Here is a 25,618-nt window from a genome sequence, read left to right on the forward strand (position 1 = left end):
TAGAATCATCGACTGTCGATTCCCTCTTCTCCTCATGATGTCTGATGTCTGACGCTCCAAACTTTGGTAACACGCCCCGCTGGAGCTTCCTCGAACGTCACAGTTTGTTCTTTGTTTGCGTTTCACCGGTCATTGCAAATGCGATCGGCAGTATTTTCAACATCCTATACAACCAAACGCAGATTGAGCCATTCTTGTCCGAAGCTCAAATGCAGCGGTTTGACCAATGTTGGCAGTGGTTCAACATGGCGGTCTACCCGGTTGCGATTTCGTGTTTTCTGATTCCACTGCTATGGCTTCGGCCAATTCACCGCCGTCTACTGGACGGCCAATCAATTGAACCTCACTTGCTCGAAAAGGCACAGCGTTTAGTAATCAACTTACCTTGGTGGTTCTTAGCGGTCGCTTCGGCGGGATGGCTGATTTGCATTCCCGTTTTCCCGGCGGCACTTCGCGCGGTACCAGAGCCATTGCCCGACGACGTCGTCACTCATTTGAATGTGTCCTTTATCGTCGCCTCGCTGATTGCGGTCACTCACAGTTTTTTTGCAGTCGAATTGACGATCCAGAAAGCTTTGTTTCCTGTCATTTTCCAAAACACCGTTCCTGCCAATGTCCCTGGGACGCTGCCGCTGAACATTACCGCTCGAGGCGTTTTGTGGGCTTTTTCAGCGGTAGTCTGTCCGGTCGTCTCGATCGTTCTGCTTCTGCTTGTACCGGACGCTTCCCAGCAAATGCCGCGGTTCGCGGTCGCGGTAGGAGTCGTCGCCGTTTTGTTTGGACTGACGACAAGCTGGATGCTTGGAAAATTGGTCGCAACGCCGTTGAGGCAACTGATGAATGCGGCGATGCGAGTGGCCGATGGGGACATGAGCGTCCGAGTCAACCTGCTTCGCGCTGATGACTTTGGCTTACTGATTGAGCGGTTCAACTCGATGGTCGAGGGATTGCGTGAGCGAGAACAATTACAACAAACCTTCGGTCGTCACGTGGGTGAAGAGGCAGCACGGCAAATCATGAGTCAAGGCGATCGTCTTGCCGGGAAAGAACAGATGATTTCGGTCATGTTTGTGGATGTCCGGAATTTCACAGCCTATTCATCGACTCACGCTCCCGAACAGGTTGTTACGGCTTTGAATGTCTTTTTCCGTGAAGCCGTGGAAATTGTCGAAGCTCATGACGGAATGGTCAACAAATTCCTTGGTGACGGTTTCATGGCTCTGTTCGGCGCAGGGACGATAACGGACGCTCATGCCAACCGAGCAGTGGAAGCGGCACAGGCGATGCTTTGCTGCATGGAAGAATCGACCGAAAAGTTTGCGGACGCCGGATGGCCTGATCTGCAAATTGGGATTGGAATCAATACGGGTCCCGCCGTCGTTGGCAGCATCGGGTCGCCCAAACGCCAAGAGTATACGGCGATTGGCGATACCGTGAATGTAGCCGCACGAGTTGAATCGTTGACCAAACTTGTCGGACACAATTTAGTGATCACCGAAGCGACGCGGCAACAATTGCCCGATGAATGTCAGGTGGAATCACTACCTCCGCAATTGGTTAAAGGCAAAGGCGTGCCACTGAAAATTTTTGGTGTCAAAGCAAAACCGCAACTACCATCGCCTCGGTAAGTAACGCAGGTTAGCAGGAGTTGGTGACTATGGGTGGGGCACCACTTTGCCCGTGACGCACCACAATCCCGATACACCGTCAATGGTGGTGTTGCTAATTGCGATCACGTGATCTTCATTCAAGACAAAAAGCGAATTCCATTTACAGTTAGCCTTCGGTGGCAAACCAAACGGAAGCGATCGATTGCAAAAATCCCTGGCATGATCATCGCCCACGTACACCACCATTCGCGTATGAGAAGGGTCATCTTCGTTGCTTTGCGACGACAACAAGGTTGCCCCCGACGGGAGGCGAACGATGTAGGGAGCTGCGATGCTACACGCCGATGGCGAATCAACAACCAACGCTTCCCAGCGGCTAGACGACTGAGGATCGACGATTGCGGGGCGAAAAACGTGTTTTTCCGCGAGCGAATCAACGACACCATTGTCCTCGATCGCGATCACCATTTGCTCGCCTTCGAGTAGAACAGGGACTGGCATCCCATCGCGATGATCAGGGCGAAACGATACTCGCCGCCCCTCGGTCCACGTCTCCCCCTGATCCGTAGACGTCATCATTTTTATTTCCTGTGGGCGGATATCCGAATTCGGCGAATCGGATGTCACCAAAAATTCATTTGCGAATACCAAGCGAATTTCGCCACTAGGCATTTGAATAGCAGCTGGTTCCCAGCATCCTTCGGTCGATGTGTTCCCTGCAATGTAGATCGGCTCCGGTCGAGGTTGCCAGGTTCGTCCACCATCGCGACTACGACTTAACCGAATCGTGAATCGTAGTTCACGTTCTTGCTGTCGTGGACGCTCGTTCCAAAACAGAAAAACTTGGCCGTCGTGTAGAACGCATAGTTCTGGATTTGCAGCGGCACCGCCACGAAAATCGCCGACCATCACCGGATCGCCCCAGTCGTTCGCACCGGATTCCTTGCGTATTACATAAGAGCGACCACGTTTCTCGAAACAGCACAACAGAGCACCGTCCATCGCACGTTCCATTCGTCCATAGGTAGCTCCCCTCTGCAACAACTCAATTGAGCTAGCGTCCCACTCGATACGAGGTAGCGAATTCGAAGCAAGCGAAGCACTTATGCAAAACAATAAACTCAGTATTGGTACGGCTAGAGCTAGCACCCATTGTTCACGTGATTTCAATTTTTCTCTTTATACTTAGTGTTTCGAAAAAGCAGGAAGCTCATCGAGCGTGATGACATAAGGATGATTGTATATTTCCCGGATTGCTTCGATCGTATTCTGGGATTTAATGTGCTTGGTGTGCCAAGTCAGAAACCATGACCAATTGGTCGTTCCTTTCTGTAGTTCGGTAGGGGCAGGAATCGGCCCGCACTCGTGCAGACATGTCAATACTCGGTTACCGAATTCCTGCTTGAGCGATTGGTACATTTCCGCATGTGGCCCAGGGTCATACGTGTCGGCTCCAATGATGTCCACGAATTCGTCACCGGGATACCACTTAGCGTCAATCGTCGACGTGAATCCGAACACCCAAATCAAATTATCGAGTTCGAACTTTTGCGTATACCGCTGGTACATTAATTTCCAAAGACGTTTGAGTGCATCCGGCCCTGCTTTGCTCCACCAAAACCAATGACCATTGAGTTCGTGATAGGGACGCCACAACACAGGCACACGAGCTTCTTTCAATTTCAACAGTTCCTCAGCGGTACGATCGAGGTCAGCGATCAAGATGCGATTGAGCTGCGTTCCCGGTGTGAGAGCCTGCTCGACATCAATTTCCAATTTACTGGCTCGGTATCCCATCCCTTTTGACGGTGCTCCCCAATGCCAACAAATCGAGACAATGCCGCCTCGATTCCACCACTGGATCGACCGCTCGGTGACTCCGTTGTAAGCGATATAGTCAAGTCCACGAATCGCAGGCAATTTGCCAGTGTGTTCTTGGATGTATTCCATTTCATCCTCAGGATTTCCTCGCACCCAGGTCGATTCTTGTTGTCCCGCCAAGATCCCATTGCCCTCTTGCCCGCACAGGTATCCGTAAAGCTCGCGTGCCTCGGCGGAAGCCCCAGCATTTGACAGTGGCTTGAACTTACCATTCACAGGCCCTTGGGTTTGCTTTGGGGCGACGTTGCCTTGGATTGGCGAGTTTGCATCGGACTTTGACCTCGCATCCGTTTGGGGACTTGGTTCGGTGACGTCAAGCAAACCGGAAGTCAGGCCAGAAAGTAGAACGACCACAAGGAAAGGTCTTACTCTCAAAAAGTTGCGTTTCATTAAAGGTTTTCTTGATTCTTTGTAACGGTTCTTTGTGATGGTGATCACGTTGTCTTTGATCTTACAATGACGGTTTATCCCTCGCAGTGTGCTCGGAGCAATTATTTCTTCGCTGTCGCCCACTGACACAGTAGCGGTTGTCCATTTACCATTGAGGCTGCTTTGCCGTTGGCCCCCGAATTTGGTCCCGCGAAATTGTCCAATCGCCCTCGATCCAGAACGAAAATCATGAGTATTGCTCCACCCAATATTTCTTCGCCCACTTCTCATCTCGGAGACGCCGATCCGCAGAGTCGGCTTGATTTTGCCGATGGGTTTATCCGCCGGCATATTGGGCCTTCCGAATCCGCTATCACCGAAATGCTGAGCCAACTCGGTTTTTCGACACTCGACGAATTATCGGACGCAACCGTACCGGCGGAAATTCGGCTCGACCATGATTTGGAAATCCCAGCACCTCGTGGCGAGAGCGAGTTTTTATCGTCTCTTAAAGTCATCGCGCAAAAGAACAAGGTCTACCGCTCATGCATCGGAATGGGCTACACCGGCACGATCACCCCGCCGGTGATTTTGCGAAACGTGCTTGAGAATCCCGGTTGGTACACTCAGTACACGCCTTACCAAGCCGAGATCGCTCAGGGTCGCCTTGAAGCACTGCTCAATTTCCAAACGATGATCGCCGAACTAACCGAGTTGCCACTTGCCGGTGCGAGCTTATTGGATGAAGCAACGGCTGCGGCCGAAGCGATGGGGATGTGTATTTCGATCGCATCGCATAAGAAAACAGGCTTCTGGGCTAGCGACGATTGCCATCCGCAAACGCTTGCTCTGCTGCAAACGCGAGCAACTTGTCTTGGCGTTGATTTGAAGATCGGGCCGACCAGCGAGATTGATTTTGCACACGGCGAAGGGGGGCTTTGCGGATTGCTTCTTCAATACCCGACCACCGACGGGCGAATCGAAGACCATCACGAATTGGCGGCCAAGGCAAAAGAGCATGGATGCCTTGTCGTTGCCTCAGCGGATATTTTGGCACTCACCATGTTGACACCACCCGGTGAATGGGGAGCCGACATTTGCATCGGTAGTACACAGCGATTCGGTGTACCGATGGGGCTCGGCGGGCCGCATGCTGCGTATATCTCAACGCATGAACAATACGCCCGTAAATTACCAGGCCGAATTATCGGTGTATCAAAAGATTCCCATGGCAACCGCGCCTTGCGCATGGCGATTCAAACACGCGAACAACACATTCGCCGCGACAAAGCAACCAGTAACATCTGTACTGCGCAGGCACTGTTGGCGATTATCAATTCATTCTACGGCGTCTATCACGGACCGGATGGACTTCGCCAAATCGCACTGCGAACCCAAGGCTTCGCATCGGCCTTAGTCAAGGGACTGGAACGACTCGGCCATGGCACTCTCGACGCAGGCCCTGTCTTCGACACGATCCGTATTCGCTTGGGAAAAGGCCGCATCCATGCCGCACGCCAAGTCGCCGATGCCGCTCGCGAACGAAACATCAATTTGCGTGAATACGCTGACGGGACGCTCGGGGTAACGCTCGACGAAACGACCGATCGCGCGTTGGTTGCGGACTTACTTGCCGCATTCAACTTTGGTCACTACACAGGATTCGACATCGACGAGCTAATGGCCGAAGCCGAGGCCGATGGAATGCTCGATTTCGGATCGCTAACGCGAACGAGCCCATTTATGCAGCAAGAAGTGTTCAACACCTACCACAGCGAGACGAAATTGCTGCGGTATATTTTCAAATTAATGGGCCGCGATTTATCGCTCGCACATTCGATGATCCCACTTGGCTCATGCACGATGAAGTTGAATGCAACGAGCGAGATGATCCCAGTGACTTGGCCCGAGTTTTCACTTTTGCATCCGTTCGCGCCGGATACTCAGTGGCGAGGCTACACTCAAATGTTCCGCGAGCTTGAACGATGGCTTTGCGAAGTAACCGGATTTGCCGCGGTCAGTTTGCAACCGAACTCAGGCGCGCAAGGCGAATACGCGGGATTGCTTGTCATTCGTGCCTACCACGAACACATGGCAAAGAAAGCGGGTCATGCAAACGAGCGCAACGTCTGTTTGATCCCGACTTCGGCACACGGAACGAACCCCGCGTCGGCTATAATGGCGGGAATGAAAGTGGTCGCGGTGAAGTGCAACGAACGAGGTGATATCGACGTTGACGACTTGAAAGCGAAAGCGGCAGCAAATAACGATCACTTGTCATGCCTGATGATCACCTACCCGTCCACACACGGAGTATTCGAATCCACTATCCGCGAAGTTTGCGATGTGATTCACAATCACGGTGGGCAAGTCTACATGGATGGTGCAAACATGAACGCACAAGTCGGTTTAACAAGTCCAGGAAAAATCGGTGCCGACGTTTGCCATTTGAATCTTCACAAAACCTTCTGTATCCCGCACGGCGGTGGCGGACCCGGCATGGGACCGATCGGCGTTGCCGAGCAATTGTTGCCATTCCTGCCAGGTCATCCCGTCGAGCGACCCGATACCGCAGGTGAATTCGCGATTGGCCCTGTATCGGCTGCACCGTACGGAAGCCCGAGCATTTTGACGATCAGTTACGTCTACATTGCAATGATGGGTTCCGCGGGACTTAAGAAAGCGACTCAAGTCGCCATCCTCAATGCTAATTACATGGCGAAACGTTTGAGCGATCACTTTGACATTCTTTATACGGATACAAACGGTCGTGTAGCACACGAGTTCATCGTCGATCTCCGCGAATTTGACAAGTCAGCAGGCGTGAAGGTTGATGATATCGCCAAGCGGTTAATGGATTACGGATTCCACGGCCCAACAATGTCGTGGCCCGTCGCGGGAACGCTAATGATCGAGCCGACCGAAAGCGAATCGAAGGACGAGCTAGATCGTTTTTGTGACGCGATGGTTTCGATTCGCGAAGAGATCGCTGCGATCGAACGAGGCGAGATGGATCGCAATGACAACCCGCTGAAGCATTCACCACACACTGTGCATGCGATCGGCAGCGATGATTGGTCTCACCCGTACACCCGTGAGCAAGCGGCATGGCCCAAAGTGTGGTTACGTGATGCGAAGTTCTGGCCAACAGTCGGCCGCATCGACAACACCTACGGCGACCGCAATTTGATCTGCACCTGCCCGTCGGTCGAAGATGTCTCTTCCGAATGAGACATCGAAATGGGGCTTCCGTCAGAACCTCGTTCGCGAGTAGCCCCCGTTGAGCAGATGCTCGATCGCCCCATCTGCTAGGTTGCGATCCGCGTTCCACCTAGCCGTTTGCTGGATGGCGGCACTCGGTTTCCAGATTTGTGAAATCAATCCGTTCGCTCTCATGTCAAAAATTCAGAGGCGAGACACTGGGCCGAAAAAACTCACTACAGCGGTTTTGCTGCACTCTTTTCTTGCATTCTGCATCGACATCGCATACACTCCTACAGGGCTAAAGGGAGTCCACCTATGCGTACTAGATTCTTCGTCTCAGCGTTTTCGGCGTCAATTCTATTCTTGGCGGTTTCCAATGTCTGCTGTGGTGCTTTGGTTGCCCACTATACAGGCGATGGAACATTCAATGACTCGTCGGGCAATGATTATCACGGCGGCCCGACTGGCAACACGACTTTTGCCACGGGTGTCCACGGACAGGCGTTTTCGTTCGACGGGAATAATGATGACATTCGTATTGCCAACTCCTCCGATCTTGAACCGGCGATCCTAACTGTTTCGTTATGGTTGAAGATTCCCGATACCGTGGGCATTCAGCGATTGATTATCGATAGCAGTCACGGCTTCGTGGATCAGAAAGGGTGGGCATTACAGACGAATCCCGACGGATCCATTGCTTTAGTATTCGGCGATGATTCCACCTTCCATGTTGTGAGCTCAACAACGCTAATCGATGATGACCAATTCCATCACATTACAGGGGTGAAAGACGCATCAAACTTGCTGATTTACGTCGATGGAAATCTTGAGAACACTCTCCCCTACACTTGGACTGCGGCACCCTCCGGAAGAACGCTGCGGATCGGAACGTCTTGGGGTGGAAACAATTTACTTCAAGTTCGCGATGTCGAAGGTTTGATCGATGATGTACGAATCTATGACAATGCGTTGAGCCAAAGCCAAGTGTTGAGCCTAGCGTCTGCAGTCCCAGAACCTAGCAGTACTGCATTGATGTTGCTCTGTGGCATCGGCACGCTGGCCTATCGTCGAAGGTTTCCGACAGCTAGAAGTGCAACGGATGGCACCAACTACATGCCACGTGGCCAAGGCGAAAGACCTCGCGGCGTATTGGCTAATTGACAAGCCTAGTGTCGTCATTGCTCGCAGTGCAAACATGACAAACCTAATTATTCATTACGCCTCGTTGACTCCCAATCCTTCGGGCAGTTTCCCTTGGGCGACTTCATCGTCCCACTGGTCCATCAGAGGCCAGCTTTCCGCGAGTGTTCCGAAGTCAGCCATTTCCAAATAACCTCGCACGCGGTCGATCGTTCGGTTCATGAAGTCTTTGTCATTGGCAAACATTGGACCGTGACTCGGTGCCAGCCATTTGACATCGCTATCACGGATACGTTCGAGCGATTTGACGAATGCTTTGATATCGCTGCCGTGATGCGCGTCGATTGCACCAATGCATCCGTCGCGATAGATGTTATCACCACTTAGAAGAATGTCGCCATGGCGAAAGGCGAGTTGGCTATCGGTGTGACCGGGAGTGTGCCAAACTTCGAGTTCCAAGTTACCAACGCGAATGATGTCGCCATCGTTGACTTCGTGTTCGACGTCGACGGGCGGCATATCCATTTTCAGGTTCTGCGCTTCGATCTCGGCTAAGGTGACGAGAGTATCGCCTTCTTTCAGAGGACGAACTGCATTGGGATGACCGGTGACTGTGGTCTTCAAAATCTGTTTTGCTTTGGCAAGTCCTTGGATGTGATCGACATCGGCGTGCGTAGCGACCAACGTCTTGCAACGTGAAAGAGGAAAATCGATCTGACGGATGATCTCGATAAAATCTTCAACCGTTTCCTCATAGCCGATGTCAATGAGAATCCATTCATCTTGGTCATAGACAAGGTAGACGTTGCAGCCAAACACTTCTCCAGCTTGGAAGTTGAGCTCGATGATGCCAGGGTAGATCGGTTTGCGTTTTTGCATGAGATCGCGAGTTTGATAAGTGATACTGGAATGAAGGTTTTCGCTTTGTGCGACACGAAAGCAGACCGATTCTAAAGTAGACCATCCAATAGCGGTAACCCCTTAGGTCGAGAGTACCTGGACAAGTCCATCGCGGTAAGTGGGATAGAGTAGCTTCGGCAGCAAGTCGGCTCTTAATCGTCGATTCCATATTCGTTTGTTGCTTTCCGAACGCAGCTGTTTCGAAGAATTGATATCCGGCGATCGAAACGAAGGCATCGGGGCACCGCATTGGCGAGCAATTTCACGATAAAATTCGGATCGTCGCATCGGTTGGTTATCCGAAACGGCATAGAGGCGATTGGGGGCGTTTTGTAATGCAGCACGTACGGCTCGGGCCGCATCATGGACATGAATCAAATTTAGGAAACCGGATTGGTTCGACGCGATGCAACGACCAGCAATGACATCGGCGATCCGGGGGACGCGACCGGGACCGTAGATGCCAGCGAGGCGGAGGATCGTCCAAGGGGAGTCGGGGCGATATCGATGCAGGAGCTCTTCGGCCTGCAAATGGACGACTCCTCCTTGCCGCGTTGGAAACGTGGGTGAGCGTTCGTCGACCCAACTTCCGTCGGTTTGGTGGTAAACACCCGTGGTGCTGATGTAACAAAGGTTCACTTTAGCGGGTGTCGCTTGGAGCAAATTCCGAAGCCCCCCCACTTGAGATTCATATCGCGTCATTCGGCTGGAGGTATCGTAGCTGACGGCGACCACGATTCGGTCGACTTCCGGCAACGAGCGAAGTGTCCTGCGGTCCGTCCAATTGACTACAACGGGAATAAATCCAGCGTTTCGGAGTCGGACGGCACCTGATGCATTGCGGGTTGTCGCGTAGACGATATCACCCTGATTGGCCGAAATACGCCCAACGGACGTCCCAAGGTAGCCGCAACCAACGACCAAAATCCGCAAACCGGTACACGGCGATCTGCTCGGCAATCTGCCTGGCGGAACGGGATCCCGGTAGTCATATGGGGGGAATTTAGGAGACAAATTTTCCTCTTCTTGCTTCGCAAGCTACAATAAGGCTTCGAAAGGAACAGATTGGGATTTACGACACCCCCTTTCTAGGGGAAAAGCCTTTAGGCGATCCCAACAAGCCGCCGACAGCTTATCAACACCTTTTCCACAAGCCCGTTTTTTCGGCATTGGCCCACGATGGCCCTAAGCCTCGAAATCATTAAAGGATCGAGATTGTATCGGATACTATACCGTAACGAAAACCAAGCCCGAGCAAGACTTTACGGCATTCTGTGCGGCTGCATTTTCATCGCGATTGGTTTGATCCATCACGTCGATCCGCCGACGACGGTCGCTCAGGATTTCGTGGGGAATACGGCATCATCAGTAGGGACGGCAGCGACCGTTCCCCAGTCGCTTGAAAAGCTGCTTCGGCATGGCGGTGCACCTTCATCGTTGACGGAGTTGCGAATCCTGGAGCAACAGCAGCGAAAAATTGCCAAGTTGGCCTCGCAATGTACCGTCAGCGTCCAAATCGGAGCCGCTCAGGGTTGCGGCGTGATTGTGACCGATACGGGGTACATTTTGACAGCCGCTCATGTCGCCATGCGTCCCAACAAATCAGCGACGATTAAGATGTCCGATGGGCGGATTGTGACGGCAACCACGTTGGGACTCAATCGAAGTGTCGACGCGGGTTTGATCAAAATCAACGCTGGTCAAAACGGAGGTGCCGATTGGCCCCACGCAACACTCGGAACGAGCGAGAACTTGGTTCCAGGAATGTGGTGCATCGCGATGGGACATCCTGGCGGCTACGACCGTGGCCGAGGCCCGGTCACTCGGGTAGGACGAATCCTATCGGTTGAAGATGACAAGATCGTGACCGATTGTGCCTTGATTGGTGGTGATAGCGGTGGGCCGCTATTTGATATTGAAGGTCGATTGATCGCGGTTCATAGCCGCATCGGTAATGATGTCGCCGACAATTTGCATGTCCCCGTAGACCATTACGATACACATTGGAAGCAATTAGCGTCGGCCGAAGCGTGGGGTTATTTAGATGGTTTCAAACCGATGCTTGGCGTATCGGGGAACCAATCAACAGGCGTGGCCAAAATTCTTCGCGTTGCATCAGGTTCGCCAGCCGACGAAGCGGGCATTCGCAAAGACGACATCATCCAACGATTCGGGGAAATAGCGATCACCGACTTTCATTCGCTGACAAAAGCGGTCTCCGATACAATGCCAGGAGAGCGAGTGGAAGTTTGGCTTAGCCGAGGCCAAGAGCGTCTCCGCCGTGTCGTTGAAATTGGTCGAGTCGAGTAGTAGGGATTTGGATAGTGGCGGGCAGGGTTTTGCCAGCCTTTTGGGGTAAACAAATTAGCGGACCAGACGGAGAGATCATTTGAGGACATCCCTTGTAATACTGCTGATGGCAGCGATTTGTGTTTGCGGTACTTCCGCGCAAGGTCAAGAATCGCGGACGCCCGAGTGGCTGCGTCAAGGTTTCAACGTTCGCATATCAAACCGCCGTGACAATGGCGAGATGATGCAGTTGGTTCGTCCGATCCTCGACTCGGTCAATTCATCGGTCGTCGAAATCCTCAGCAATGGACGCCCTGTTGCACTTGGGACGATTGTCAGTGCGGATGGCTATGTTCTGACGAAACGAAGCGAACTGAGTGCGGACCCGATTCGCGTCCGCATGTTCGACAATCGCGTCTTGCCCGCTCGCGTTGCTGCGGTCAAACGATCCAACGATTTGGCGTTATTAAAGGTCAATGCTCAATTTGATTTCAAGCCGGTTGATTTCGATACGGAAACTCCTCCAATCGGTAGCTTTGTGATCAGTGCTGGCCGAACCGGACGCCCGATTGGTATTGGCAGCTTGGGCGTTTTAGCCAGACGTGTTGAACATAAGGGACGTCTGGGCGTCGTGCTTCGTCAGGGGAGTGACGGCCGTGCCCGTGTCCAAGAAGTATGGCGTGACAGCGGAGCCGACGAAGCAGGGATCGAACCCGAAGACCGGATCATTGCAATCAACGGTCAAGAAGTCTTTTCAAGCGAGAACGTCATCCAAACACTTGGCCGAATGTTCCCCGGAGAAAGCGTCCAATTAACGATCTTGCGAAGTGGCAACACCATGGAAATGAACGCAGGGATTCGCGAATTGGGCGTCTTGCAGGAAACCGAAAACGACTCGCGAGTCAACGGTCCGAGAAACGCTCGATTGAGTGGTTTTGATCGCGCTTTCCAGCATGATACGGTATTGGCCCCCGACCAATGTGGTGGCCCTGTATTGGATTCTTCGGGCCGAGTGATCGGTGTGAATATTGCTCGTGCCGGTCGCGTGGTCAGCTATGCGTTGCCTTCGTCGCTGGTGCTTCCCGAATTGGTCAGCATGCTTCAAGAAGCACGCGCCTCAGCGAATTAGGTGTGTCACCTTTCCCGAGATCCAGCCACAAAACCGCTCTGGCTCGGCCGATCTTGGCACAAATGGAAGCGAAGCAAAGCAAGACAGCACGCCGCTTCCTTCGTCGTATTTGCGACTCTGTGTCAATTTGAACTCCATTGGCTGTCTTGGCATTGGCTGCCTTGGCGGGGAAATCGGGATGAAGACCATTTCCTTGCCAGAGTCCCGCCGAACCGCTACGCTCTTTCGACCCACTCCGCCGCCGAGACAACAAATCAGGCGGTATTCCAGCTATCACTTTGAGAATTTCCCGATGAAATCAGTTGTTTTCCGTTCACTCTTTGTCGCCTTGGCTCTCGGTACGATTGCAACCGTTTCGCCCTCGGATGTCCGCGCCGAAGCAGAACTCGAAATTGGAACCAAAGCTCCCGCACTCGATATCGAACATTGGCTCCAAGATGGCAAAGGCTTTTTTAAGCCGGTCAACGAATTTGAAAAAGACAACGTCTATGTGGTTGAATTTTGGGCGACTTGGTGCGGTCCATGCGTAATGAGCATGCCCCATTTGGCTGAACTTCAGAACAAATATCGTGGTGAGAACGTCCAAATTGTCAGCATCTCGGACGAAGACCCTGAAGAGATCAAAGAGTTTTTGAAGAACGAAAACCCGGAGGAAGAAAAGACATTCGACGAAATCACTTCGGCCTATTCGTTGACGACCGACCCCGACCGATCATCGCACCGCGACTACATGGAAGCAGCAAACCAGAACGGAATTCCTACATCCTTCATCGTCGGCAAGTCAGGTCAAATCGAATGGATTGGACACCCGATGGAATTGGAAGAACCACTCGCGGAGGTGGTCAAAGGAGATTGGGATCGCGACGCGTTTAAGAAGGCTTACCAGTCGCAGCAACGATTGCAACAAACCATGGAACAAATTTCGATGTTGGCCGGACAAGGCAAATTTGAGGAAGCGATCAAATTAATCGAGCAGGAGGTTGCGGTAACCGAAGACGAAAACATGAAAGCCAACTTAAGTGATTTCCGCTACAGCCTGCTTCTTTCAGCTGGCAAATTCGATGACGATGTCGTTGTTTATTACCGTAAACAAATCAAGCGAATGGAAGGCGACCCAATGTCGCTTGCTCAATTTGGCTATTCTCTCGTCGGCGTGGTGCAACAAGGTGGCAAGATTGGTCCTCTCGCCAAAGACGCTGTCGATGCACTCGCACCAACCGTCGAGAAAGCCGACGCCGAAGTCAAGCCACTCATCTTTAGTATCTTGGCTCAACTCTCACAAATCGATGAGAAGTTGGACGCAGCCGTCGAATTCCAAAAGCAAGCAGTCGAGTTGAGCGAAGGAAACCAAAAGAAACGGATGCAGCTATTCCTCGATGAATTGACCGAAGAGCAAGAAGCCGAGTAGTTGGTGCATACTGCGGTTATTGCGGCGGTAGATCGAACGACAGATCAAACCGTCGCCAACACCAAGTCGTTACAAAGACAGCCAAAATGGCGACGCCCCACGTCGCCATGATCGCTCCGCCGATAAAGGCGAATTTCTGGATCGATGCGGGAAAAATGCTCCCGCAAAGGCTTGCCCACAAAACAAGTATCGCGATCGATCCGGCGATCAAAGTCGCCTTCCCCAAGAACGTCAACTTGGCCCGAATCATCATCGAAAGCCCCTGTTGATGGGGATGATGCGGGTAGGCGAGGAACAAAGCGTTTTCAACAGCAAACGTGAACACAGCAAGTGCCGCCATCATCGCGGTCCACAACAACCATTGCTGGAAACCCGTTTGAACAACCATGGCTGCGATCGTAATGGTGAGAAATTGGAACCCCCAAGTGATCGCGATCGGAATCGACAATTGCCCCATCACCATCGACAACGGGCGAACGGGAAGTGATTTGAGCAACTGCATTCGCAGCAGGTCGCGTCGAAAATCGAGCCGCAAGGCTGGTGGTGCGAGCAACATCGTGCAAAGCCCAACTCCCCCAACCACAAACAGCCATTGCTCGGTTACTTGATTGGCGATCAAGGGGGACAAACACAAAATCGTTGGAATCAAAAAACTAAACAATATCGTTCCGCGATACCGCACCATGCTTTTCCATTGACGCGAAAGCAGCGGGACTAGGTCACTCCATTTCGCGGAAACGCCATCGATCAGGTTGGAATGGCGAAGAGATGCAAGTGCAAAGGAGTTGGCTGCGGTCTTCGAACGATTCGGTTTCATCAAAGCGTGCTGTGCCAACAATCGTTGCTCTCGACATCGCTGTTGGACTTGCGCCCATTTATCGGTCTTCACAAGTAACCAAACAGATGCAGGTACTGTCACGGCAATCGAGAGAATTGACAATGCTGCCCAGATGCCGTAGTGATCGGCAACGGCCACGGATGCCGAAGAAATCCACGGTAACGCAAGCATCTGGATCGTTCCGCATTCAGCAGTCTCGCCGATCGCGCGGAAGGTATTGAAGACGTACACCAACGTTGGCGAATCGACCGGAGTCATCGCTATCAAGCGACCAAGAATTTGAAAGCTCAATGCGATGACAACACAAACAATTGCTGCTTTGGCGAATCGTCTTGACCTTGCGTCCAAACCACTGGCGAAGATTTGAAAAATTTGCCGAACGATGTCGAGCATCAACAACGAACAAAACACACCGAGCATCAAAAGCTCAATATGGGCAACGTCACCCGCAATCACGACGGCAAGTAGACCCGTCTTCGCTGCTGTGGCGGCAACAATATTGGTGATGCGATAAACGGCAATGGTCGACCGTCGCAGCGGAGCGCCTCCAAGCCAAAGACATTCAGCGGCGGTCATTTCAAGGTCGTCAACCGATTCCGACCACAAGCACCGCACGGCGTGGTAGATCGCGTATAACACCATCCCGCCGGATAGCCAACAACGAAGTCGATCGGGATCGGCTGGTGCTCGATGCGATAGGACCAAGATGCCGTAGAGTAAATAGGCGATCACAAACACAGCCGCCGCAACGGTCGCTAGAATTCGCCTGGGCGATAACAGTCGATCGATCGTTCGGCGAAACCGAAACTGGCTGCGTGCCGCAGTCAACCAACCGAGTTGTGAATGAAGTCCGATTGGGTCCCAGTTACTATTACCTTTGGATTCATAAGTCTCTTTGGATTCACAAGGTATCATGCGACAACTTCCATCACTCGCGGTTCGCATGCACGATTGGGATCATTGCCCAAGTCAACTTCGTGGCGATCCGTTTGTTCGTCGATAGCGGCAAAGTAAGCTTCTTCGAGTGATCGGGTGCCGATGTACCGCTGCCGCAATTCCGCAGCGGTGCCGAAGAACTTCAGCTCGCCTTGTTTCATTACTAAATAGTGGGTGCAGATACCTTCGATCATGGGCAGCAAGTGACTACTAATCATCACGGTCGCCCCCGTTTCTGCTCGACTTCGCACCGACGCCAGGAGTTCTCGGATCCCGGGTGGATCGAGTCCCGTCATGGGCTCATCGAGCAGCAGCACGGCCGGGTCGAATAAGTAGGCACAGCAAACGGCCAACTTTTGACGCATCCCTCGAGACAAGGTGGTTGCACCGGCGTCGAGCTTGTCGGTCAACTGAAAAGTCTCGAGCAGACGCAACGCTTTGTCGTGAAAGCTTGGTACTTGATAAAGGCGACCGATCAATTCGAGGTGTTGTCCGACGGACAGATCGTCAAACAATGGCGGATCATCAGGAACATAAGCCAAGTGACGCTTCAGTTCGATCAAATCGCGTTGACCGTCATAGCCTGCGACCGCCATCGTTCCCGCAGAAGCGGGAATCAATCCGGCCAAACATCGCATCACGGATGTCTTCCCAGCACCGTTGGGACCAACAAGCCCACAAATTTGTCCAGGTTCCAATTGAAACGAGACATTATCAACGGCCAAGTGATGGTCGTAAATTTTTCGTAAAGCGTGAACTTCAATCATGTCTAGGTGGGCCAAAGGCGGGAGCGATCAACAACGACGGCAAAGATTAGCTCGCAGAAGTGATTGAGTCGTAGCAATCCGCTTGGCAGTGGCTCGTTTTGAAACGGGCCATTGCCTGTCAAAGTAAGAATGTTCCGGTTATCCGGATTCCGAGCTTTCGATGCTCTCTTAAAAAACAGACGTGTTGACCAAATTCGGTGGCCGATTTCCCGCGCAAGCTACGAGACAATTTTCGATCACCATATCACCCATCATCGTCCGCGTCGCAGTCGTTGCACTCCCTAGATGTGGCGTGATCACGACGTTGTCCATTTCGTAAAGCTCTGGTTCAAGCGCGGGTTCATGCTCAAACACGTCCAAACCGGCACCGGCAATCGTCTTCTGCGTCAGTGCTTTGACTAACGCCTTTTCGTCCACAACCGCGCCTCTTGCGGTATTGATCAAGTAGGCCGATGGCTTCATTTGGGAAAGTCTTGCCGCGTTGATCAAATGGTGTGTCTCGTTGCTGTAGGCAAGATGCAGTGAAACAAAATCGCTCTCGCCAAGCAGCTCGCCAAGTTCGCAATAACGAATGCCGAGCTTTGATTCAGTCTCTGGATCGAGTCGAGTTCGGTTCCAATAGACGACATTCATCCGGAACGCCTTGGCGCGTTCTGCGACTGCGCGACCGATTCGACCAGTGCCGATAATCCCGATTGTTGCCCCCATAATGTCGGTGCCCAGTAGTTGCAGTGGGGCCCAGCCATTCCAACGACGCGACCGAACCAACCGATCGCCTTCTACCACGCGGCGGGCGACGGAAAAGATCAACGCGCACGCCATGTCGGCGGTCGTATCGGTCAACACATCCGGCGTATTGGTAACCGCGATCTTACGCTCGGTCGCTGTAGCAACATCGATGTTGTTGAACCCAACCGCATAGTTTGCGACAACCTTCAAGTTCGGGTTGGCCGATAACACATCGGCGTCCACTTTGTCGGTCAAGAAACAAATCAGCGCATCCACTTGGCGGACCGCTTCGATTAGCTCCGATTTGGTCAAGTCACGGCCGAGCGAATTGACTTGGAAATTCGTGCTGTCGGCGAGCCGCTGCATGCATTCGGGCGGCAACGGTCCCGTAAGAAAAACGGTCGGTCGGTTCGGCATCGTGGGACTCCCTTCAAATTCCCACCAAGGGGAAAAAAGTACTCAATCAGTGGTTGAAAATGATTGGCACCGATTGTAGCTAGCCGATTGCAGAGTGACTATCGAGACCCCCAGAGCAGCTGGGTAAGTGCGTTGTCAAAGAAACACGATAAGCGATAGAAACTCTTGGCCACGAGCAGGGTTAAAGAGAGGAAGGCCGCCTAGCCCGCATTTTCGTTCTAATTTGTTCGCGATTGAGTAGTGTTTCGCGGTCTTTGAGCGGGAAAATCGATCAGGGCAACTATGATGGCATCTAATTCCCCCTGTCCAAATCACTGACAATTCCACTAATCCGTCTCGTTTTCTTCAAACGGCCCCGTTTTTGAGCATGAAAAGTCACCTCTATTGCGTCGCATATTCCGTCATGGCGTTCTGGTTGAGCCCGCCGATTGGGTTGGCACAGCAAGCCAATGAGCTCCCTGTTGCCGAAATGCCTGCGGCAGACGTCCCAGTTATGGACGCACCCACAACCGAGGCCCCTGCTGCAGATGTACCCGCTGCGGCTGAAACGCCCGCACCCGAAACGCCCGCACCCGAAACACCCGCACCTGCAGACACACCCGAAGCTGCAGAAGCAGATCCACCGGCAGCCGAAGAAGCGGAAGTGGCGGTGCCCGTGAGTGAAATCGCTGGGAGTGAAATCGCTGGGAGTGAAATTCCTGACACAGAGGGCGCTGTTGCTGACGTGCCCACACCGGACGTGCCCACACCGGACGTGCCTGTTGCCGACGCTATGCCTGGTTTGCCTGCTGTAAATTCCTACCCAGTGGTCTCACGGCAAATCGGAGAGAAGGGTGAATTAGTATTCAATTTCACCGGTACAAGTTGGAACGATGTGCTGAATTGGTTAGCCGAGGAAGCCGATCTTTCGCTACAAATCGACCGATTCCCAGCTGGCACTGTTAACTTTTCCGATCCAACGCGTTCCTACAGCGTTTCGGAGAGTCTCGACATTCTCAATCGCTTGCTACTCGACCGCGGCTACGCGTTGGTGCGACGTGGTCGGATGCTCCTACTGATTGATTTAGAAGTAGACAATGCTGCGAATTTAATCAGCGAAATGGCGGAGCTTGTTAGTCTTGATCAACTTGATGATCGCAGCCAAAGCGACATCGTCAGCAGCGTCTTTCCGCTCGGCAGTCTTACGCCCGATGCGGCTCGACAAGAGTTGGCTCAATTGATTGGTCCATGGGGACGCATCATTGTGCTCGATAGTGCAAGGCAAGTGAAAGTAACCGAAACGGTAGGAAAGCTGTTGGCTATCCGTGAGCTTTTGGATAACGCCAAGAAGGCGGAATCGGATGTGACGGAAATCGTGCTCAAAAATCGTGGTGCGGACGAAGTACTCGAAATCGCGAGGCCACTGTTAGAGCTCGACGCCGGACAAAATTCGAACGAGTCGATTCGCATTTCGGTGGGTCTCTACGGCGAACGCATCTACGCGACTGGCTTGCCCGGCAAAGTTAGCCTATTGGAGAGCATCGTCGCAAAGGCTGACACACCATTAGTAACCGCCGATACCGATGGTTCGGCGGAATTGACGCTACCGGTATTTGAAACTCATACGGTTACTCAAGCTGATTCAGCGACGGTTTTTGATGTGTTACAAACCTTGTTAGCGGGGACTCCCGATGCGAGGATCGCTATTGATCCCAAAACCAATGCGATCGTTTCATACGCTCGTCCGGAAACCCAAGCGTTGGTCGCAGCGACAATTGCAAAACTAGAAGGAAGTGGCCAAGAGTTCAAAGTCATCACACTCAAACAGCTTGATCCGGCATCCGCTTTGCTAACGATCAACAAATTCTTTGGCGTCAGTGAAACGGGGGGCGAAGGCCCAACCGTTGACGGCGATCCCGCCACGAATCGATTATGGATTCGTGGTTCGGCCGAGCAAATCGCCATGGTCGAAAAATTGATCAGCGAACTTGAAGGCAATGATGCGCTCGGCGCTCTGAGTGACAAAGTACGCGTCCTTCCCTACAGCGGCCAAGCAGCGGAAGACGCTTTGCAGCAGGTCAAAGATGTTTGGTCGGTACTTGGACGTGGCAACCAAATCCGCACGATCAGTCCCTCGAATGGTCGAACATCCGAAGGTGGTGGAATGCCAGAGCGACGGATTCATCCCAAGCCACAGCAAGAACCATCGCCCACAACGGACAAATTGCCAGCGAATCCCGTGACGACCGACGCACCTGATTTCGCGGCGAACCCGTTTCGCAGCGAATCACTGGTTACGACCCAAGCCGACGAGGCAACACCGCCATCGGATCCACCATCGATGACGTTTGATTTTCATGGTGCCGATATCGTGGTGCAATTTTCGCCTGCGGGAATGATTATCGCCTCCGAAGATACCGAAGCGCTAGATGCTTTTGAGGCCTTGATGGAATCGTTTTCGTCAACGACCGCATACGCATCGGACTTGCCAACCATTTTTTGGCTCAAGTATGCCAAGGCCGATATCACCGCCGAATTGGTCTCGAGCATTCTCGGCGGTGGTGACAGTTCACTTTCCTCGGTTACCGAATCCATCACCGGGGGACTCGGTGGCGGAATGCTTGGACTGATGGGCATGGGAGGCGGTGGTGGCGATTCATCCGCTGCCAAATCGGTTCTGACATCGACAGGTTCGGTCAGTATTGTTCCCGATGCGCGTTTGAATGCATTGATCGTTCAAGCCAATGCTATCGACCTGCAAATGATTGAAATGATACTGCAAAAAGTAGACATTCAAGAAAGTCCCGAGGATGTCGAAGTCACAGCCAAGCCACGATTGATTCCTGTGATCTATCAAGATGCAAGTAGCGTTGCGGAAGTTGTCAAAGGAGTCTTTGCAGATCGAATGAATGACGGCTCATCAGGTGGAGGCGGACGCGGCGGCGGACAACCAAGCCCGCAAGATTTTATCGCAGCTTTACGTGGTGGCGGTCGTGGTGGCGGAAAAGAAGCCGCTCAAAGTGAACCATCCAAAATCATCGTTGCGGTGGACGAGCGAAGCAATTCGTTAGTGGTCACGGCGACGCCCCAAGACTTTGAAGAAGTCCAGCAACTGGTTTTGGCACTGGACGAGGGTGGAATGCAAACCGAGGAGAGCGTCGAAGTGGTAACGCTCAAAGGCAACATTAAAGCCGACGTCGTACGCCAAGCTCTTGAATCAGTGCTAGGCGCCTCGGCCAACACAACGACATCGGGTTCATCCGGCTCGTCATCTTCATCGCGAAGCACCGGTAGTTCTGCCGCTGCCAGCGGTAGTCCGAGTTCGGATGAGATCCGCAGACGCATTGAAATGTTCCGCTCGATGCAAGGCGGCAGACCCGGCGGCAGCAGCATTGGCGGCGGTCGTCCGTCAGGTGGCGGTGGTCGACCGTCAGGTGGTGGCAGTTCGCGAGGTGGACCAGGAGGCGGCTCGCGGGGCGGACGTTGATAACCGCAATCAGCGGGTTTACGCTTGGAGAAAAAAAAGTCGCACAAAACCCAAAGTCCCCCGATAATGAACGTCGGCGAGAAGCGACTAACGAAGGTTCCGGCAGGAACGGAAATGGACGGGTAACGATTACGAAAGCTAGAAATGATTATGCATGCGGGTGAAATTTTAAAACGTCGTGGGCTTCTTAGCAGCGAACAACTCGAGTTGAGCCGAAAAAACAATTCCCCCAACATCGTCCAAGCAGCCATCTCGCTTGGCTACGTTGAAGAACGTGATGCGTTACAAGCGTTGGCTGAAGAAGTGGGACTCGACTATGTCGATTTGCGTGAAACGGATGTTGACCTAAAGGCACTCGAGGGCTTTCCCCAAAAACTGATCTACCGCCAATCGCTGTTTCCGATTGGGCTCGAAGAGGGCGCCATTATTGTTGCCACTTCCGATCCCCTCGATTTATATCCGCTCGACGAAGCAAGCGCTGCGACAGGCAAAAGCATCATACCGGTCGTCGCCGAGCGAGCGGAAATCGCTCGGTTGGTGAAACAGCACCTCGGCGTCGGCAGCGAAACGGTCGAAGGCCTGATGGCCGCCAAAGGTGACGAAGAAGTCGAATTGCTTGACCAAATCGAAACCGATGGCAGCGAACTGAGCGAAATGGCCCAGGAGGCTTCGGTTGTTCGGCTGGTGAATGAAATTTTGCTCGAAGCAATTGAGACCCGAGCAAGTGACGTTCACATTGAATCGCAATCCGAAGGCCTACAGATCCGTTACCGCATCGACGGCATCTTACATCCTCAACCGGTTCCACCAGAGATCAATCGATTTCAAGCTGCAATCATTAGCCGCTTAAAAATTTTGGCTCGGCTGAATATTGCTGAAAAGCGGTTGCCGCAAGATGGACGAATCAAGTTGCGAGTCCATGGTCGCGAAGTGGATATTCGCTTAAGCGTGATTCCGATGATCCATGGCGAAGGATTGGTCATGCGTATCCTCGACAAATCCTCGATGGTTTTCGAGTTAAAAAGCCTGGGGATGAATGAAGAAGTCTATGAAACATTTAGCGAGATCATTACTTATCCGCACGGCATTGTATTGGTAACTGGCCCGACGGGTTCCGGTAAAACGACGACGCTTTATAGCAGTTTGATCCAAATCCGCAGCCCTGAAACCAAGATCATCACCACCGAAGACCCTGTCGAGTACCAACTCAATGGGATCAACCAAATCCAAGTGCATCCCAAGATTGGTTTGACGTTCGCGGCATCGCTGAGAAGTATTTTGCGGCATGACCCTGATGTGGTTCTGGTCGGAGAAATTCGCGACCTCGAAACAGCCGAAAATGCGATCCAAGCGTCCCTGACCGGTCACTTGGTTTTTAGCACGCTCCATACCAATGATGCGGCGGGCGCGTTTACGCGAATGGGTGACATGGGGGTTGAACCCTTTTTGGTCGCCGGAACCGTCGAAGCCGTGCTTGCCCAACGTCTAGTCCGGCGACTGTGTAATCACTGCAAACAAGCATACAAACCGAGCAAAGATGAATTGCCAAGCGATTTCCCCTGGGATCGTGCCGGTCAATCGACTTTATACAAGAGCGTCGGTTGTCGCGAATGCCGCCATGTCGGCTATAGTGGGCGAATGGGTATTTACGAGTTACTAGTAACGAACGAGGCGATTCGCCAATTGGCACAAGAACGTGCAAGCAGTTGGGATATTCGCCGCGAAGCAATCAAACATGGCATGCGGACATTGCGAATGGACGCATGGGATAAAGTCATCGCAGGACAAACGAGCGTCGATGAAGTCCTCCGCGTCACTCGTGGCGAGGCGGTTTGATCATGCCGACGTTTGCTTACACCGCCCGCGATATGACGGGCAAGCAAGTAACCGGAACCATCGAAGCGAATGGTCCGCGAGAAGTGACAGCGATATTGTCGGAAAAATCGCTATTTCCCGTTCACGTCGCAGATCTTGCGCAAAACGACACGCGTTCATTTTCGTCAATGCTTGGTCGACGCAAAACGGTCAATGGCCAAACGATGTCGATTTTCTATGGCCAATTAGCATCACTACTGCGCAGTGGTGTGCCGATGATCCGCTCGCTCAATGTGCTTAGTTCGCAAACGTCCGACAAAGTGCTAAAGGAAGTCGTCGCCGATGTGCGGGCACGTGTGGAAGACGGCGAACCACTTGGCCAAGCTTTCGCTAGATATCCAGGCGTATTCAGCGAGATGAGCGTGAATATGGTTCGAGCTGGTAGCGAAGGTGGATTTCTTGAAGACGCATTGGACCGCGTTGGTACGTTCACGGAGTTGCAGGAAGACTTAAAGGGACGCACCGTTAGTGCGATGGCCTATCCCGTGTTCCTGTTCTGCGTGGGAACGGTCGTCGTGACAGTTCTGTTGGTGTTCTTCGTGCCGAAATTTGAAATGTTGTTTGAACGCCTTCGAAAGAAAGGTGAGATGCCGGCGGTCACCGAATGGCTATTGGCGTTTAGCGGATTCTTACAGAATTACGGCTGGATTGTTTTAGTTGCAATTCTGGCTGCCGTGATTGCGATGAAGGTGAAACTTAGTAGCGAAGCGGGCAAAGAATGGGCTGATCGAATCAAATTGAAGATTCCCGTCCTTGGAAACATTTTGATGAATTTGGCGGTTGCCCGATTCTGCCGAGTCCTTGGAACGCTGCTGGGAAATGGTGTCCCAATCATCAAATCGCTGGAAATTAGCCGCAGCGCCACAGGCAACCGTTTGCTTAGCCGTTCGATTGCCGATGCAACCGAAAACATTCGCAGTGGTGAAAGTTTGGCGATGCCGCTGCGCCAGTCAGGTTATTTGCCAGTCAGCGTGACCGAGATGATCAGCGTCGGCGAAGAAAGCAATTCGCTCGACCGCGTCCTTCCGGAGATCGCTGACTCATTGGAAAAACGAACCTTTCGGCGGCTTGACCTCTTCGTACGATTGCTCGAACCAATTATGCTTTTGATCATGGCGATCTTGGTTCTCGCCGTTGTAATGGCACTTTTGATTCCTGTGCTCAAGAGTAGCACCACCTTGTAGGGTCGCCTCGCATGGATGTCGCTTCGGTCGTTAACATGCTGATCCACCACCTTGGTGCTGATCGCGTGCTAACCGAAAAAGAAGACATTCTGCCATACGGGTTCGACGGCACCGCGACTCTCAAACAACTTCCTGCCTGCGTCTGTTTCCCTCGCGACGCAAAGGACGTTGCGGTCGCGATCAAGCTTGCCAGCGAGCAGAAGCTGCCCGTCGTTACGCGCGGAAGCGGCACAGGACTTTCGGGCGGAAGCGTACCGATCGCTGGCTCGCTTGTACTGTGCCTAGCCAAAATGGATCGCATCATCGAGGTCGACACAGCAAATTTGACATTGCGAGCCGAAGCGGGCGTGATAACGCAAAAAGTCTATGCAGCAGCCGATGCGGTCGGTCTGTTCTACCCGCCTGATCCAGGGTCGATGAAGATCAGTACGATTGGAGGTAACGTCGCTGAAAATTCCGGTGGTCTGCGTGGTCTCAAATACGGTGTCACTCGCGATTATGTGATGGGGCTCGAAGTGGTGCTCGCTGACGGATCGATCTGTCGGCTTGGTTCGAAATGTGTCAAAGATGTCGCGGGTTATAACTTACGTGATTTGTTTATCGGCAGCGAAGGGACACTTGGCGTCGTCACGCAAGTCATTCTGAAACTGTTGCCCAAACCGGCTGCTAGGCAAACATTGTTGGCCACATTTACGGCAATGGATGCGGCTGCAGCGGCGGTTTCAGCGATCATCGCGGCGAAAATCATCCCCTGCACGCTTGAGTTTTTGGACCAAAAAACACTTCGCTGCGTCGAGGATTATGCGAATGTGGGTTTGCCTCGTGATGCCGCTGCGGTCCTGTTGATCGAAGCAGATGGACATGCCGCCGCTGTTGACGAAGACGCTTCGAAAATCGAAGAATTGTGTTGGATTCATGATGCATCCTCGGTCCGGCTTGCCGCTGATGCAGACGAAGCCGTCCAACTAGCTACCGCCCGACGCAGTGCCTTTAGTGCACTTGCTCGAATCCGGCCCACGACGATACTTGAAGATGTGACCGTACCACGAAGTGAACTAGTGGGAATGATTCGAGCGGTGGAACAGATTGCAAAGAAGCACAATCTGAATATCGCCACCTTTGGCCATTTCGGCGACGGTAATTTACATCCTACAATTCTGACCGATGAGCTCGACAGCGAAGAAATGCATCGCGTCGAGGCGGCGATTGTGGATATCGTCCAAGAGACACTCGATCGCGGCGGCACGATCACTGGCGAACACGGCGTTGGCCTTGCGAAAAAACCGTTCTTGCAACACCAACTCGGCGACAATTCCTATGATCTACTTCGCCTGGTCAAACGGGCGATTGATCCCCAAGGGCTACTGAATCCCGGCAAGATATTCGATTAGCAAGTTGGAGTTTAACCTCTCGATTGCTGCGGTAGGGTTCCTGGTTGCTGCAGCACGCATTGCCAAACTGCCAACACCTCCCATT

Annotated in this window: 17 protein-coding genes; 10 read left to right on the forward strand and 7 right to left on the reverse strand. The window is 52.6% G+C overall.

The window, feature by feature from the left end:
• Positions 1-44 precede the first annotated feature (44 nt).
• On the forward strand, positions 45-1,628 hold the full coding sequence (locus CA13_RS16945; RefSeq protein ID WP_146398574.1) for an adenylate/guanylate cyclase domain-containing protein: 1,584 nt from the start codon (positions 45-47) through the stop codon (positions 1,626-1,628).
• A gap of 27 nt (positions 1,629-1,655) precedes the next feature.
• Here CA13_RS16945 and CA13_RS16950 read toward each other — a convergent pair whose 3' ends face one another.
• Together CA13_RS16950 and CA13_RS16955 are read right to left on the reverse strand one after the other, a co-directional pair.
• Entirely contained in the window at positions 1,656-2,780 is a 1,125-nt protein-coding gene (locus CA13_RS16950) for a sialidase family protein (RefSeq protein WP_146398576.1), read from the reverse strand.
• A gap of 15 nt (positions 2,781-2,795) precedes the next feature.
• The gene (locus CA13_RS16955; protein WP_419194473.1) at positions 2,796-3,881 is read right to left on the reverse strand and encodes a glycosyl hydrolase; all 1,086 of its coding nucleotides are present in this window, start codon (positions 3,879-3,881) and stop codon (positions 2,796-2,798) included.
• A 228-nt stretch (positions 3,882-4,109) separates the two neighbouring features.
• Between CA13_RS16955 and gcvP the strand changes: the two genes are divergently transcribed.
• Together gcvP and CA13_RS16965 are read left to right on the forward strand one after the other, a co-directional pair.
• On the forward strand, positions 4,110-7,091 hold the full coding sequence (gcvP, locus tag CA13_RS16960) for an aminomethyl-transferring glycine dehydrogenase (protein WP_146398580.1): 2,982 nt from the start codon (positions 4,110-4,112) through the stop codon (positions 7,089-7,091).
• 288 nt (positions 7,092-7,379) lie between these two features.
• On the forward strand, positions 7,380-8,225 hold the full coding sequence (locus CA13_RS16965; RefSeq protein ID WP_146398582.1) for a LamG-like jellyroll fold domain-containing protein: 846 nt from the start codon (positions 7,380-7,382) through the stop codon (positions 8,223-8,225).
• A gap of 54 nt (positions 8,226-8,279) precedes the next feature.
• Here CA13_RS16965 and CA13_RS16970 read toward each other — a convergent pair whose 3' ends face one another.
• Both CA13_RS16970 and CA13_RS16975 read right to left on the reverse strand, forming a co-directional pair.
• On the reverse strand, positions 8,280-9,083 hold the full coding sequence (locus CA13_RS16970) for an MBL fold metallo-hydrolase (RefSeq protein WP_146398584.1): 804 nt from the start codon (positions 9,081-9,083) through the stop codon (positions 8,280-8,282).
• A gap of 102 nt (positions 9,084-9,185) precedes the next feature.
• Positions 9,186-10,118: an NAD-dependent epimerase/dehydratase family protein gene (locus CA13_RS16975; RefSeq protein WP_419194474.1), complete on the reverse strand. Its 933-nt coding sequence runs from the start codon at positions 10,116-10,118 to the stop codon at positions 9,186-9,188.
• Positions 10,119-10,319: 201 nt separating this feature from the next.
• Here CA13_RS16975 and CA13_RS16980 point away from each other — a divergent pair, with 201 nt between their 5' ends.
• The 3 genes from CA13_RS16980 (at position 10,320) to CA13_RS16990 (ending at position 13,930) form a co-directional block, all read left to right on the forward strand.
• Entirely contained in the window at positions 10,320-11,414 is a 1,095-nt protein-coding gene (locus CA13_RS16980) for a S1C family serine protease (protein ID WP_419194475.1), read from the forward strand.
• Between the two features lie 79 nt (positions 11,415-11,493).
• Entirely contained in the window at positions 11,494-12,522 is a 1,029-nt protein-coding gene (locus CA13_RS16985; RefSeq protein ID WP_419194476.1) for a S1C family serine protease, read from the forward strand.
• A 292-nt stretch (positions 12,523-12,814) separates the two neighbouring features.
• Positions 12,815-13,930, forward strand: coding sequence for a TlpA disulfide reductase family protein (locus tag CA13_RS16990; RefSeq protein ID WP_146398588.1), 1,116 nt, complete (start codon positions 12,815-12,817; stop codon positions 13,928-13,930).
• Between the two features lie 16 nt (positions 13,931-13,946).
• Here CA13_RS16990 and CA13_RS16995 read toward each other — a convergent pair whose 3' ends face one another.
• The 3 genes from CA13_RS16995 to CA13_RS17005 all read right to left on the reverse strand — a co-directional run bounded on the left by CA13_RS16995 (position 13,947) and on the right by CA13_RS17005 (position 17,617).
• Complete coding sequence (locus CA13_RS16995; RefSeq protein WP_146398590.1) at positions 13,947-15,683, reverse strand: hypothetical protein; 1,737 nt, start codon at positions 15,681-15,683, stop codon at positions 13,947-13,949.
• Positions 15,680-16,471 (reverse strand): ABC transporter ATP-binding protein, encoded by a 792-nt coding sequence (locus CA13_RS17000; protein WP_146398592.1) that lies wholly within the window; start codon positions 16,469-16,471, stop codon positions 15,680-15,682. The genes CA13_RS16995 and CA13_RS17000 overlap by 4 nt, the downstream gene beginning before the upstream one ends.
• Positions 16,472-16,639: 168 nt before the next feature.
• Positions 16,640-17,617, reverse strand: coding sequence for a 2-hydroxyacid dehydrogenase (locus CA13_RS17005; RefSeq protein ID WP_146398594.1), 978 nt, complete (start codon positions 17,615-17,617; stop codon positions 16,640-16,642).
• Positions 17,618-17,984: 367 nt separating this feature from the next.
• Here CA13_RS17005 and CA13_RS17010 point away from each other — a divergent pair, with 367 nt between their 5' ends.
• The 4 genes from CA13_RS17010 (at position 17,985) to CA13_RS17025 (ending at position 25,533) form a co-directional block, all read left to right on the forward strand.
• The gene (locus tag CA13_RS17010; protein WP_419194477.1) at positions 17,985-21,083 is read left to right on the forward strand and encodes a secretin N-terminal domain-containing protein; all 3,099 of its coding nucleotides are present in this window, start codon (positions 17,985-17,987) and stop codon (positions 21,081-21,083) included.
• 144 nt (positions 21,084-21,227) lie between these two features.
• Positions 21,228-22,919 carry a GspE/PulE family protein gene (locus CA13_RS17015; RefSeq protein WP_146398597.1) on the forward strand — a complete coding sequence of 564 codons (1,692 nt, stop codon included), beginning with the start codon at positions 21,228-21,230 and terminating at the stop codon, positions 22,917-22,919.
• Between the two features lie 2 nt (positions 22,920-22,921).
• Entirely contained in the window at positions 22,922-24,142 is a 1,221-nt protein-coding gene (locus tag CA13_RS17020; RefSeq protein WP_146398598.1) for a type II secretion system F family protein, read from the forward strand.
• An 11-nt stretch (positions 24,143-24,153) separates the two neighbouring features.
• The gene (locus CA13_RS17025) at positions 24,154-25,533 is read left to right on the forward strand and encodes an FAD-binding oxidoreductase (RefSeq protein WP_146398600.1); all 1,380 of its coding nucleotides are present in this window, start codon (positions 24,154-24,156) and stop codon (positions 25,531-25,533) included.
• Positions 25,534-25,618: the final 85 nt, after the last annotated feature.

This window comes from Novipirellula herctigrandis (genome assembly GCA_007859835.1).
GTDB lineage: Bacteria > Planctomycetota > Planctomycetia > Pirellulales > Pirellulaceae > Novipirellula_A > Novipirellula_A herctigrandis.

Excerpts from the sequence above, each read along its gene's own strand:
- CA13_RS17015 (WP_146398597.1), top strand. The coding sequence starts at position 21,228 with ATGATTATGCATGCGGGTGAAATTTTAAAACGTCGTGGGCTTCTTAGC.
- CA13_RS17010 (WP_419194477.1), top strand. The coding sequence starts at position 17,985 with ATGAAAAGTCACCTCTATTGCGTCGCATATTCCGTCATGGCGTTCTGG.
- CA13_RS16965 (WP_146398582.1), top strand. The coding sequence starts at position 7,380 with ATGCGTACTAGATTCTTCGTCTCAGCGTTTTCGGCGTCAATTCTATTC.
- CA13_RS16955 (WP_419194473.1), bottom strand. The coding sequence starts at position 3,881 with ATGAAACGCAACTTTTTGAGAGTAAGACCTTTCCTTGTGGTCGTTCTA.
- gcvP (WP_146398580.1), top strand. The coding sequence starts at position 4,110 with ATGAGTATTGCTCCACCCAATATTTCTTCGCCCACTTCTCATCTCGGA.
- CA13_RS16970 (WP_146398584.1), bottom strand. The coding sequence starts at position 9,083 with ATGCAAAAACGCAAACCGATCTACCCTGGCATCATCGAGCTCAACTTC.
- CA13_RS17000 (WP_146398592.1), bottom strand. The coding sequence starts at position 16,471 with ATGATTGAAGTTCACGCTTTACGAAAAATTTACGACCATCACTTGGCC.
- CA13_RS16945 (WP_146398574.1), top strand. The coding sequence starts at position 45 with ATGTCTGACGCTCCAAACTTTGGTAACACGCCCCGCTGGAGCTTCCTC.
- CA13_RS16995 (WP_146398590.1), bottom strand. The coding sequence starts at position 15,683 with ATGATACCTTGTGAATCCAAAGAGACTTATGAATCCAAAGGTAATAGT.
- CA13_RS17025 (WP_146398600.1), top strand. The coding sequence starts at position 24,154 with ATGGATGTCGCTTCGGTCGTTAACATGCTGATCCACCACCTTGGTGCT.
- CA13_RS16990 (WP_146398588.1), top strand. The coding sequence starts at position 12,815 with ATGAAATCAGTTGTTTTCCGTTCACTCTTTGTCGCCTTGGCTCTCGGT.
- CA13_RS17005 (WP_146398594.1), bottom strand. The coding sequence starts at position 17,617 with ATGCCGAACCGACCGACCGTTTTTCTTACGGGACCGTTGCCGCCCGAA.
- CA13_RS17020 (WP_146398598.1), top strand. The coding sequence starts at position 22,922 with ATGCCGACGTTTGCTTACACCGCCCGCGATATGACGGGCAAGCAAGTA.